Source organism: Microcoleus sp. MON2_D5, assembly GCF_036701905.1.
Taxonomy (GTDB): domain Bacteria; phylum Cyanobacteriota; class Cyanobacteriia; order Cyanobacteriales; family Microcoleaceae; genus Microcoleus.
Genome location: NZ_JAUBRM010000051.1, coordinates 17,103 through 29,657 on the forward strand (window position 1 = coordinate 17,103; position 12,555 = coordinate 29,657).

Below are 12,555 nucleotides of genomic sequence, written 5' to 3' on the forward strand. Positions count from 1 at the left end.
AAATTGGGAATATAGCATTGTTAGCAGTTGACTGTTGACTGTTAACTAATGACTAATGCCAACTGCCAACAACCAACTGCCAACTGCCAACTGACAAATTACCAAGTCGGGTCAACATACAGATTAATTGTCACTTGCTTTCTCCCCGAAGGGATGCCGGAAATACAAGCACAAATCGTATCTCCGCCATCAATTTCTACTTCGCAAGCGTGACAAGAACCCATGAGACAGCCGGTAGGAATAGAAACCCCTGCACGTTTAGCTACATCTAGTAAAAGCTCTCCTGCTTCAGCTTCAACTGTCACGTTATCTGGTAAAAAACAAACTTTTGTCATTGAATTTGAACCTCAACTCTAACAAACAATAATCAACAGTTAACAGTTAACAGTCAACTGTCAACAGTCAACAGTCAACAGTCAACTGTCAACAGTTAACTAATCAACCTAAAATATGCTTGATATCTAAATGCTTTTCCACTGTATCTGCTAGAGAGTCTAACAGAGTTTCGCGGTGTTCCCGGTAATTAGGAATACCCGTAGGCAACGCGCGGAGTCCCCGCTGCTGCCGCAAGTGATTTAACCAAGCTCGCCGCCAAGCTCCGTTGTCAAAGATGCCGTGCAGGTATGTGCCCCAAATTGATTGAGAAGTATTGACAATGCCTAAACTAGCATCGTCAAATAGCGGTTGAGTCAAATCTGACTCTAGGATTTGCGTTTTTCCTTGATGAATTTCGTAACCGGAAACGGGTAAACCCGGTTGAGGATAGTTAGATGTTACGATTCGTTGGCGGGCAATTTTGTTCGGTGCCATCGCAGTTTTCAAAGGCAGCAACCCCAATCCTGGAAATTCTCCCTTTTCTCCCTCAACCCCTTCTTTATCCGTGATACTTTGCCCCAGCATCTGAAAGCCGCCACAAACTCCCATGACTGTACCGCCAGCTACTAAATAATTTTGAATAGCTTTTGCCATACCTGTTTGGCGCAGCACCTGCAAATCGGAAATTGTAGTTTTAGAGCCTGGTAAAATCACGGCGTCTGGATGGCCTAACTGGTCTTTTGGGCTGACATATTTGACAGTGACGGAAGTTTCCGACTCTAGGGGGTCAAAGTCTGTAAAATTGGAAATTCGGGGCAGGCGGATGACGGAAATATTGATGTCGGTTTGAGCATTGGGAGAACGCCGATCGAGCAAATCGAGAGAATCTTCTGAGGGAAACACTTCGTCTATCCAAGGAATCACCCCAACTACCGGGATTCCCGTCCTTTCTTCTAGCCAAGTCAGGCCCGGATCTAAGATCGATTTTTGTCCTCGGAACTTATTAATAATGAATCCTTTAATTAAAGCTCGTTCGTCTGGATCGAGCAATTCCAAAGTACCGATAATGTGAGCAAAAGCACCGCCGCGATCGATATCAACTACTAGCAAAGTTCGAGCCTTTAAATATTTAGCTACCCGCATATTTGTTAAATCGCGGTGTTTGAGATTAATCTCAGCAGGGCTACCGGCTCCCTCACAAACAATCATGTCAAATTCTTGCCCGAGAAATTCCAAAGATTCCCGAATAGCTTGCCAGCCGATATCGAAATACTGCTCGTAATATTGAGATGCTCGCACATTGGCGATCGCCCGGCCCTTCACAATCAATTGAGAAGTCATGTCTCCTTGTGGCTTGAGCAAAATCGGATTCATTTCTACCCAAGGTGCGACGCCCGCAGCCCAAGCTTGCACTGCTTGAGCGTAACCAATCTCTCCGCCGGCCGCTGTGACATAGGAATTCAGTGCCATATTCTGACCTTTAAACGGAGTTACCCGCCAGCCTCGCCGAGAAAAGATTCGACACAAAGCTGCCACGAGTAAAGATTTCCCTGCGTGAGATGTTGTTCCCACGACCATAATTGCTTTCATAATATTAAGGGAGAAGGAAGTTCGGCAACGCGCAGTGTAAGGGATTTAATATCTATTCCCGTTGCACCGTCCGTGATTGTTGATTGTTGAGTGTAAACTGCTGACTCGGAGTCTAAAAACTAAATGGTTGAGTGTTAACTGTTGACTCGATTTTATTATTCCGATGCAACCGGAAACGATATAACGGATTTAACGGATTTAACGGATGGATGTTGAGAGCCGAAGTCAAGCGTGAATAAGGAGGAAGGAAGAGGGCCTAAGTAAGAAGTAAGGAGTAAGAAGTAAGAAGGCAGAAAACAGAATCAAAAAAATTCTGGTTTCTACCTTTTGCTTTTTGCCTCAAGATAACGGCTTATCTTCGCCGGATACATTCTCAGACTTGGATTCATGGGCCGCTTGAGCAGCTTCTACTAGATCCGGAGGGGGGGGATTCGGGCGAATCAATTCCGGGTGTTCTCCCTCAGAAGATGGTTTTTTATCTGTTGATTCGATCGAGATCACTGATACTGAAACCGTTTCCACCTGCACGCTCAACCCAGGTTCTCCCGGTACTTCTATCTCTACAGGCTCTGCCATTTCCACCACAGTCATTTCTATCGATGCTGCAGGGGCTTCTGCTTCCGGTACGCCTGCTGCTGCTTCCGGTTCACCAACCGCAGCCAGCGGTGTCTGGGTTTCCAGAGATACAGCAGGGGCTTCTGCTTCTAGTACGCCTGCTGCTGCTTCCGGTTCACCAACCGCAGCCAGAGGTGTCTGGGTGTCAGCGGACGATCGATCTTCGATCGGAGTTTCCCCTATTTTGTCAGAACTCGCGGTTTCTGTGGCCATCAAAAAGGCCATTGCTTCAACATCGTTGGGAAACGGCACTCCTTGGCTTGTTTCAACAGCAGTGTTGCTACTTTCGGCTGCCACTTCCGCAGCCACCTCGGCTAATTCGGATTCGAGAATTTGGTCGATACCGGGTGCACGAGTTGCCGTTATTTTAGATTCAGGTGCGATCGATTCTGGAGTCACTGAAGGTTTTGGCGTCTGGGGAGTTGCATCAGACTTGTTTTTACCCGCACCTCTTCCCAACATACCGCCGAGACTATTTTTGATATTGTCGAACAGACTTCCGAAACCGCCGGATTTTTTAGCTGGTTTAGGAGGAGTAGGAGGAGTTGGGGCCACCGCCGCCGCCGCCGCTGCTGCCGCCTGCGACTCTTTAACGGCTGTCCTCCATTCTGTTTCCTCGTCAAAATCATCTGCTTCTGGCTGCTGTGGAGGTTCTGGCTGAGCCTCTGCTGGCTCCACACTCGGTGCAACGGCTATTTCTGAAATTTCTAGAGGTAGAGGTAGAGGAGTGAAACTGCTGGCTAATTCTGCTGGGGTTGGTGAAGTCTCAGCAGCAGGAGTTTCGACTGAAAACACTGGTATTTCTGCAATTGCAGGTGGTTTCGAGTCGGGAATTGTCCAGTCAGGGGCGATCGCACTTTCAGTCGTCGGAGCGATCGAACTTTCAGCAATACTTTCAGCTATGGGGGGAATCGCCGGCTGTTCCTCTAGCTTTACCTCGCCCTTATCCAGAGTGGGTGCTGGAACCACATCAGTTTTCGGTTTGGGCGATCGAACAAACTTAGGTTTTTTCGCTGCGGGTTCTTTTTTCTTGGCAAACAAGGCAGCCAACGGCACGCCTGCTGCAGCCAAATTCGCCGACTGAGGAATCGGCGTTTGCTCAGCAACGGGTGTCACTTGCCGGCGCAAAGTCAGAGTTTCCCAGGCAAACCAGCCCAACATCGCCACGCCCGCCATTTGACCAAGCAGGAGAGCACCAGTAATTCGTCCCGCACAAGCCCATAAAATTAACGCATAAAAAAGCCCTACCCCGCTCCAGGTAAAATCACTTTTGCGGTGTACTTCTGGAAAAAAGAAGGCCGCCATGTAAATACTGAAGCTGCCTAGACCGACCGCCAACGCCAGAATGTATGCAAGCATCTTGTCGGTACCTCCGCTGTGTCAAATAACTTCTACGCGCTAATTCTACCTTTGAGAGAGACTCAACGGCTTCTTTCTCTAGGACAATTCTTGATTTGGGGGGAAGTTCGGCAACGAACCGATGTAAGGAATTTAACACGTTCAACCGATGTTGACGGTACAAGTGCCAGGAAAGATTTCCCACTCTCCCCCAGTTCCCTAGGGTCCATCACCCCCTACCCCCAGACCCCCTATCCCCATCACCCTCTTCTCCGTGGTGATAGATGTCACTTAAACTATGCCCGTGCGATCGCACCAAGCGACTGAGGATGTTTATATGTTGTAGGTGTAAGAGGAATTATGCCTTAGGGCATATGTAATTGGAGACACTGCCATGTTAGAAAAAGTATTATTAGCTGCCGGCTTAACCTTATCGCTTCAAGTATTTCCCGGACTCACCACTTCCGCGCCGTTATCGAAAAATTTGGTATTGCGAGCGAGCGATCGCCCGGCTCAAACCCAGAAAGTTCCCATCGTTGCAGTACCTGCGGCCCTCAAGCCCAACGTCCAATCCTAATGATACGTGCCAGCTCATACGTGCAAGTGCGATCGGACTTAGGCATAGCCTTTCTAATATTTTTTTCGAGCTGTTCTATTTTTTATGTGACTGTTCACAACTCATCAGTTTGTAGTCAGGGCTTTAGTCCTCATTAATATCACCTAATAAGGACTAAAGCCCTTACTACAAACCGTAGCCAAATAATTAGTAGCAGATAGAACATTAATTCCCATAACATACGAGACAAAACTCAACATTAGGTTCTGTCATAGACACATTCAAACCTTAAAAAACTTGGGAAACCTTGAATAAAGGTTCAAAATAGATATATGATGTCAGATTGAGCTCAAAGCTAATAAGCACATTGACTATTAAATCAAGGAAAGTGAAAATGGGACTTAGTGATATTCTCTTGAATGAAAACCACAGAGAAACTTTTGTTGATGACTGTGTAAAGTTGATAGACCAACAAGTTGCTGCAGCGTCAGGATTGGGTGGTATGGCTCTGAAAGCTGCCTACTCTACTGTCAAGGGGATACGGGCTGACTATTGCGCCCAAGTCGTCGATCAACTTCTGCCAGAAATCTCGATCGCACTCGATCCGATGTGGACTGAAGCCGTAAACAATGGCAACCCAGTCGAATATTTTGCTCAAAGAAAAGGTGAAGTAGCAGACGAATTGCTCCAGATAAGTGACAAAAGGGTCGAGAAAAGCACAAGAGGGATGGTTAAAGGCGCCTATGCCAAACTCCGCCCCTCAGCTAAGACTTACGTAGAAAAGGGAGTACCGGATTTAGCCCAAATTATTAATAAACATAGTGCGGCCTGATAAGTGAGCAACGGCTAAAAAACAGGATACCCAGATACCCGGATTCTTCCAGAAATCGGGTATCTAAAAGCAGACTTATTCGTAAGTTTGCAGTTAGGAGAAAGAGTCCTAATTTTATGCTTATCCATTGCCAATTACCCACTGATTTTCAGCAAATATTTTCAACATCGCCTGTCCGGTAATTCCCAACCCCAAAAACATTACAAACACCGCACTAATCGCCGGCAGAAATTTAACTGCTGTTATCTGTTTTGGCAGTTTATCAAAATTTCGTTTGGCATAAACTAAGATTAATCCGATCGCACTCAGCACTAAAGCCAATCCCAAACTAAACGCTACCACTAGCGTCATTCCCAAACCAACATTGCCCAAAGCCGACGCGCTCAAGAGCATCACCAAAGCGGAAGGACAAGGCAACAAACCGCCGGAAATTCCCAACGCTAATAAGCTTTTCCAAGTAATAGCAGAACCGTCAGCACCGGGAGGCAAATGCGAGTGAAGGCGGCCGTCTCCGTGATGGTGGTAGTGGTGAGATATATCGGGTTTTACAGGCTTGAATTCTCTCTCCCAACTTCCCCTACTCAAAAGATTCACTGGTTCTTCACATTCCGCAGTAAGGACTTTACTCCTTAAAAACCAGTTTTTATTAAAAATTTTAGTTTTGATTTTTTTGAGAACTTCAGTCCTCACTACCAACCTAGTCTTAATTTTTGATAAGAGTAAGTTAAACCCGATTACGGCTACTAATAAACCAGAGATTAAATTCAGCCAAGGATCTAATTTTTCCGGGTCGATCAAGTTAGAAGCAAACAAAGTAATTCCGCCCACAGCAAACACGCCTGCAGTGTGAGTAATTGTAGTGGTCGCTGCTAGAAATAAAGCGTGTACCGGAGTAGCCCGCGAACCAACTAAATAAGCGCCGACTATGGTTTTTCCGTGTCCGGGCGACATCGCGTGCACGCATCCCCAAGCAAATGCTCCCGCTACTGCTAGCAGTAAACTCCAACCTGAATCCCAGATAGATTCCTTTCCTGCTAACAAAAAGTCGCGGTTTTGCGGCGTAAACACAAAGCTTTTTACAGCACCGGCTTGTACAATCGTAGCTTGGCAGCTAGCTGTCGGAACTTCGGGCAAAAACAGATTGTAATTAATCCGCAATTTCTCTGGTTTGGAGATGGAAATCGAGTCAGGTAAACCGGGGGTTTTATCTTGAGAAGGTGCGGGCCAGGTGTAGTCTAAAATTAAGGTGCTGTGGGTATTCGGCTGCTGGATTAAGCTGGCGGTTTTAGCTGCTATGTCTAGCGGTGCTATGGCTACTGAGCCTTGAATATTGCTGCTGTTGGTAATGCGGATTTGTTGGCTGAAAAACTTTTCTAGCTGTATTTGGTGGCTGCGAACTTCAGCAGGTTGTAGCTGGCTGTCTCGATTGTCGTCGGCGAAGTTTGTTAAGCCGGTTGGGAAAGTTAATGTTATTTCGGTTTGCAAATCGTTGACTACTATTTCTGCTACGGATAAGTCTGACCAGTGCGAGTAAACTGGCCTGGTTGAGGTTGTTAGTAACAATGAAAGTGTCAGGAAAAATAGGATAAATAATTTGGGAATTCGGTTTATTTTGTACTGCATAAATCCCGGTTCTTTTAGTGATTTTCGGATGAATTATTGGTTTTTGTTGTGATTTTTCCAGCGCGCTTACCCGCAAGCCCGCCGGGGATTGAAATCCCCGTCTCATAGCGAAAGTCGGTTAAAACCGACTGAATAGCTAATCAAATTCAACAATTGTGCATTTCAGTCCTATGCAAGAGGACTTAAGCTTTGAGCCAGGGGTTTCAACCCCTGGCGGATTGACGGAATGGCGAACTTGGCCGAATGGCTGCTATTAGCTAATCTCAAAATTCATAACTTCCCAAACCCAATGCTTGGCGGGATCGATCGTCAAAACTCGGGTCAATTTCCTTGGACTTTTGAAAATAAGCGCGAGATTCAGCATCCTTACCTAAAGTCCGGGCGATCGCACCAGCCCGGTAAAACATACCCGCATCGCGAATGCCCGATCGCACTATTTCCGCCATCACTCGATCGGCCTTTTGCCATTCCCCAGCACTCGAAAGCGCCCAAGCCAAAGTATCTAGGGTCACAGCATCCCGGCGAATTTTCACCTCCTCCTGCATTAACGCCAGCGCTTCCGTGACATCCTGCGATCGACCTTTTTCCAGCAGCAAACTCGCCAAATCCCTGCGGTGCCCGAAACCGCCAGATCCAGAAACCTGTTCCTGTCGCAGCCCAGCTTCTGCTTTGTCGCGAAGTCGCCGGGATTCGTTCGCATCTCCCTGCAAATCCTTAACCCTCGCCATACCGCGATCGACAATGCGATCGAACACAGTCTCAACCTGGCCAGAATACGCAGAAACCTTGCTGTAATAGCCTTCCGCCTCCCGATAATTGCCCTGCCGCGTCTCCAAATCCGCCAAATAAATCAGCGCTAGGGGGTATCGCGGCACCAACCGCAGCGCCTCCAAAAACAACGCTTTCGCCTGCACAAACTGCCCGCGACGCGCGTAAAATCGACCCAAGAGCGATCGGGCCCGCGCCGAACCAGCAACCTCTCCCGGTTCCTCCGCGGCCATTGCTTGGCGGTAATCCTGCAAAACCTCAGCATCTCGGCCCTGAGACTCTCTCACTAAAGCTCTCAAAGTGAGGGAACCCAAGTTAGGAATCCGGTTAACTAAGGCTTCTGCGGCTGCATTTGCCTCGCTCACTTTTCCCATAGCTAAGTGAGATGTAACTAAAAGGGCGATCGCATCTTCATTCTCAGAACCCACCTGTTTAGCAAAGCGCAAAGCAGTAGCAAAATCGTGTCTTGCCTCAGCAATTCGAGCTAAAACTAACAGCGCACCTTGGTTGTCAAAAGGCAAATCGGCGATCGACCTTTGAGCCGCTTGTTCTGCCAATAAAAACCAACCTCCCTCCCCAGTACCGCGAGCCATTTTTAAATAAGATCCCGCCAGTGCCGCCCGGTTCAAACCGCTGCGGGAATCAACGGCCAACCGCTGCTGGTAAAAAGCAATCTCTTGCTTAATTGCTTCCTTTTGATTGGGATTATTTCTCAAACTTTCCGAGAAATGATAGCGGTAATTAGCGTCTAGATTGGCCGGACTATCGTTATAAAGTTTATCTGAAATAAAACGCAAATTAGGAGGTAAATTCACTACTACCATCCCAACTAAAGGAACTACTATCAGCAGCCACCACGAGAAAATATCCGATTTTATTTCCAGTTTAGTCTTAGTTTTCATACATCCGCGTTAATCAGCGTTCATCTGCGGTTAAAAAAAGGATTTTACATCTGTCATTAGTCAGTAAACCCTGACTAATGACAGATGACTAATGACTAATCACTAATTAGGCAAAGCCAAATAAGGAAAAGTGGGTTCTAAAGGTTTGTGTCCCTGAGCCGGATTTCCCGGAGTTCCGTTATATGAAACGTTATCGCCCACCGGAGAACCCACCAAAGCTCCCAGAGTGATATCAATAACGTCGTCCATCAGCATACGACCTCCGATCAAGCTTCCTTGAGCATTTGTAGCGCTAGCGTAGCCGCTGGTTTTTGTGGTATCAATCCGCATGACATCGGGTAAGAAAGCTCCGGCGATCGCATTTGGATCGACATTATCCCGACCGTCCAAAAGATCCACAGCATTCAAAGTAGCAACAGCTTCCTGCCGCACCGGAGCAGCAGCAGCGCTCAAATCCAATTTCGGAGGAATATTATTAAATGCCTCCAGATAAGCGGAAGAAACTATCAAACCCTCATTAATTGCAGGTCTCGCCAAACGCTCGAATTGTTTGAAACCGCCAGCTCCATCCCGGATCGCAACTGTTGACCAAACATCAAAAGTATTCGCCCCAGTTCCTGCTTGCAAAAACGCTTTCGGAACGCGGACAGCAATTGTATTGACGTTGTAACCTTTAGTAAAGTCGATCGCTTGATTCGGTTCTTTAAAAGCAGTGCGCGGCCCAGTGCCTAAAGCTGCGGCGCGAACTCGGAAAAATTGTTCCACATCAAAGAAAAACGGGTCTTCGCGTAAACCGGCAAATACAGTCAAGTTAGAACCGCCCACAGGTACTGTATTCACAACAGCATTAGAGTTCAGGGGAGTTGTGGCAATTAGCCCGCCGTTAACTGTAGTCTTAAAAACAGTCTCCGAGCCACCGCGAACAACAGTTACAGCTACCGCTTGCATACCTTGATTATTAGGCGGACTAAAGGCAAACCGCAAGATAATATCCGAACGTCCAGTAGGTGTAGAATTCACGTCACCTACCTGCGTGATGTGAAATTGGTAGAGGGCTGTAGTGCTGAAATAATATTGAAAGCGGGCTACAGACCTGGGATTTGAATTCATGGTAAATACTAAATCCCCCTCCGCAGCACCGGGGTTTTGGTCTTTTTCGCGATAGACGAACACGTCAGTTAAATTGACAGCGCGACCTTTAATATCTACTTCCCCGTCGTCGTGGTCTGAAGCAACAATTATCCCTGGAGTTAATAGAGCAATTAGAGCTACTTCAATAGCTAGTATGGTTCGGCGAATTTTTTTTGTGAGCTTCACTCTTAGCACCTGTATTTCAATGATATTTTTGCACAAATCAATGGTAAATAACCCGCCTTCGCAGGTTTTACTTTGGGAGCAACAGGTTGAAATCTGTCAACCTGTCGGGCTTTTGCGCTGTTCCTGAGCCTTCCCCTATTGGTGGTATACGAAGGTTTGGCAATTTTGGATCTGTGCTACAAGATTAATTTATGCAAAAAAGTGCGTTATTGAGGATTTATTCATTCCCGGGCTATTCTTGGGAATTCGTGCTGGGAGACAGAGCCTCGCTTATATGGGTTTCCAGGCTCTTCTTGGGAGTGAGCAGACCGAGCTTAGGAACGAGTGAATGGCGTTGTTTTGACTGTTCAGGCTCGGGGCATTTCTTCGTTCTGCATAAAGCGGATTGCTAAGTCTCCAAAAAATCACTAATTAGGTGGTAAAATTCAAGATGACTTGGGATTTTTACAATTCAAAGCACGACAAAATGGGCCGGAAAAGGCATACTCCAGTTTGTACCCCCAACTTCAAACTTACAATTATGTTCTGTAGTGATATACGCCGAATTTTTAATTTTGGATCTGTGCAGTCAAAACAAAAATTTTCGGTACACTGAGATGACAGGCCAGAAGTCAGGCGATGAATCGCTGCTTTTAGTGCAGATTGCCCGGAAAGACCAAACGGCATTAGCTAAACTTTACGATCGCTACGGTCGCCCAAGTTACGCTCTCGCTTACAAAATCCTGGGTTCGGTAGAAGAAGCTGAAGAAGTGGTACTCGATGTTTTTTCCCAAATTTGGCAAAAAGCAGCAACTTACGATCCTTCTCGCAGTCGAGCAGATACCTGGTTGTTCATGCTGACCCGCAGTCGTTCCCTCGATCGGCTGCGAGCTGTGCAGCGAACAGTCCGGGCTGCTGAAGCTTGTCTGGAAGAGGCTAAAGTACCCATCTCTAGCGTTGCAGAACCGATGGAAGATGCAATGTTTAAAGAACGCCGCGAACAAGTCAAAGCGGCTTTAGAAAAACTGCCAAAGGAACAGCAACAGGCGATCGAACTCGCCTACTACCAAGGATTGACTTGCGCGGCGATCGCGGCTAAAACTGGTATCCCGACAGGTACAATCAAAACCAGAATTCGGTTGGGTATTTCCAAATTGCGTCAGGCTTTGAGCGAACAATTTTAGATTCTCAAAAAACAAAATTTAAGTTGTTTAACATCAATCTAAAATTGTGGCATCTCCAATCATCCATCTTGAGTGCGAGCGCAGGAGACAATCTCAAATTTAAAATCAACTTAGGCGGAATTACAATTATTGGCGAAAAACAGATGGAAATGATGCCAGACGAGGAATATAACATCCTTGCAGCCCTTCAAGCTCTCGATATCCTCGACGAGTCAGAACGCGGCGCATTTGCAGAGAAATTGAAAGAGTCCGCAGAACTTAAAAGTGAATTAGCTGCTTTGGAATCAACAATTGCCGCGATCGCCTACACAGCCCCCCCAGTTCCCGTCGCCCCCGACCTCAAAAACCGCCTGTTCCAGCGCATAGCCGAACAGCAGCCAACCCCGACAGAATCAGTCAATTTAAAGCCCATTGTGACCTCCCCAACCGAGAACAATACTCCATCTTTAATCGTGCGCTCGCACGATGTCAAATGGAAATCTTATGGAGTTCCGGGAGTTTCGTTCGGCAAGCTTTACATTGACAAAAAAAAGCGCGAACTTACCTGCTTGATGCGACTAGAACCTGGAGTAACATTTCCCCTGCACCGACACGCTGCCTCGGAGGAAGTGCTTGTATTAGAAGGAGACTTAATTGTAGAAGGGGAAATTTGCCATCAAGGGGACTACATTCGATCGCTTCCCGGTTCCACACATTCGCCCCTCACACAAGGGGGATGTTTGCTGTTAATGAAAACTTCCCTAGAGAACGAAATGTTGGTCTGATATTATGTCGGTTGATTTTCCTGCAAGGATTTATTTTCGCTTAGTCGGGGCTGGTTTATGTATGCCGATTTTTAGTAGAAATTCTACAGTGTTGGTAAAACTAGCCTTTCCAAGTATTTCTTCGGTTAATTTAGCCGACACGTTATAACTCAAGAATACCGCATTGCGTAGCGTTCGGCGGTTAAAAATTCCAAATATATCACGTAATTCCCATGCTAAAATACTCGCGTTTAACTGCTGTTCTGTCCGCCGTTATTATTATACAATTTGTACCCAGCAACCACAGCGCGATCGCCCAAGAACGCGAAGGATGTTTTCTTGTTAATTCACTGGGAGAAGTAATTAACTTAAATTTGTTGTGTTCGCCTCAAGAATCCGACATTAAGCTGACAGGAAACGATGGGAAATTTCTCGAAGACTACAAACGCTTAGCAAAAAGCTACTCTCCCGAAGCAACGGATAATTTACTGCAAGCAATCCAAAGGGCGCCCGGTCAAAAAATTGCGGCCGCTAAAAGAATGTGTGCGGAAGCAAAATCTGGAGTTTCTCTGCCGGAAGTTAAATTAAGAGCGATCGGGCAAGCTGTCAGTATTGAAAATCCCACTGTCAAAGAAAGTTTTCTGGCGGAGGCCGATATTATTACCACTCTTGCCGCCAACCATTATTGCCCGGAGTTAGCCAGTAAGTAATATCATGAAATCTGGAGAGACACGCTAAGCGAGCATCTCAGTTTTGCTTTTACTATCCGTGTGCGATCGTCCGCCTCCCACTC

General features: G+C 46.6%; 11 protein-coding genes. 5 read left to right on the forward strand and 6 right to left on the reverse strand.

Annotated features, from left to right (window positions below; genetic code table 11):
- Nucleotides 1-98: 98 nt before the first annotated feature.
- The 3 genes from QUA47_RS19200 to QUA47_RS19210 all read right to left on the reverse strand — a co-directional run bounded on the left by QUA47_RS19200 (nt 99) and on the right by QUA47_RS19210 (nt 3,879).
- Nucleotides 99-335 carry a 2Fe-2S iron-sulfur cluster binding domain-containing protein gene (locus QUA47_RS19200; protein ID WP_333431910.1) on the reverse strand — a complete coding sequence of 79 codons (237 nt, stop codon included), beginning with the start codon at nt 333-335 and terminating at the stop codon, nt 99-101.
- A gap of 103 nt (nt 336-438) precedes the next feature.
- Nucleotides 439-1,905: a cobyric acid synthase CobQ gene (gene cobQ, locus QUA47_RS19205; protein ID WP_333218905.1), complete on the reverse strand. Its 1,467-nt coding sequence runs from the start codon at nt 1,903-1,905 to the stop codon at nt 439-441.
- A gap of 339 nt (nt 1,906-2,244) precedes the next feature.
- Nucleotides 2,245-3,879 carry a Ycf66 family protein gene (locus QUA47_RS19210; RefSeq protein WP_333431911.1) on the reverse strand — a complete coding sequence of 545 codons (1,635 nt, stop codon included), beginning with the start codon at nt 3,877-3,879 and terminating at the stop codon, nt 2,245-2,247.
- A gap of 373 nt (nt 3,880-4,252) precedes the next feature.
- Here QUA47_RS19210 and QUA47_RS19215 point away from each other — a divergent pair, with 373 nt between their 5' ends.
- Together QUA47_RS19215 and QUA47_RS19220 are read left to right on the forward strand one after the other, a co-directional pair.
- A complete protein-coding gene (locus QUA47_RS19215; protein ID WP_333431912.1) occupies nt 4,253-4,435 on the forward strand; it encodes a hypothetical protein in 183 nt (60 codons plus the stop codon).
- A 373-nt stretch (nt 4,436-4,808) separates the two neighbouring features.
- Nucleotides 4,809-5,246 (forward strand): DUF6918 family protein, encoded by a 438-nt coding sequence (locus QUA47_RS19220; protein WP_333040283.1) that lies wholly within the window; start codon nt 4,809-4,811, stop codon nt 5,244-5,246.
- A 120-nt stretch (nt 5,247-5,366) separates the two neighbouring features.
- On the opposite strand, the gene QUA47_RS19225 is transcribed toward QUA47_RS19220, so the two are convergent.
- From QUA47_RS19225 to QUA47_RS19235, 3 genes are all read right to left on the reverse strand, one after another.
- Nucleotides 5,367-6,869, reverse strand: coding sequence for a HoxN/HupN/NixA family nickel/cobalt transporter (locus QUA47_RS19225; RefSeq protein WP_333431913.1), 1,503 nt, complete (start codon nt 6,867-6,869; stop codon nt 5,367-5,369).
- A 263-nt stretch (nt 6,870-7,132) separates the two neighbouring features.
- On the reverse strand, nt 7,133-8,539 hold the full coding sequence (locus tag QUA47_RS19230) for a tetratricopeptide repeat protein (protein ID WP_333431914.1): 1,407 nt from the start codon (nt 8,537-8,539) through the stop codon (nt 7,133-7,135).
- A gap of 102 nt (nt 8,540-8,641) precedes the next feature.
- The gene (locus tag QUA47_RS19235) at nt 8,642-9,856 is read right to left on the reverse strand and encodes a DUF4331 domain-containing protein (protein ID WP_333431915.1); all 1,215 of its coding nucleotides are present in this window, start codon (nt 9,854-9,856) and stop codon (nt 8,642-8,644) included.
- A 596-nt stretch (nt 9,857-10,452) separates the two neighbouring features.
- Here QUA47_RS19235 and QUA47_RS19240 point away from each other — a divergent pair.
- From QUA47_RS19240 to QUA47_RS19250, 3 genes are all read left to right on the forward strand, one after another.
- Entirely contained in the window at nt 10,453-11,019 is a 567-nt protein-coding gene (locus tag QUA47_RS19240) for a sigma-70 family RNA polymerase sigma factor (RefSeq protein ID WP_333431916.1), read from the forward strand.
- 68 nt (nt 11,020-11,087) lie between these two features.
- Complete coding sequence (locus QUA47_RS19245) at nt 11,088-11,783, forward strand: cupin domain-containing protein (protein WP_333431917.1); 696 nt, start codon at nt 11,088-11,090, stop codon at nt 11,781-11,783.
- Nucleotides 11,784-11,995: 212 nt separating this feature from the next.
- Complete coding sequence (locus tag QUA47_RS19250; protein WP_333431918.1) at nt 11,996-12,472, forward strand: DUF732 domain-containing protein; 477 nt, start codon at nt 11,996-11,998, stop codon at nt 12,470-12,472.
- The last annotated feature ends 83 nt before the right edge of the window (nt 12,473-12,555 follow it).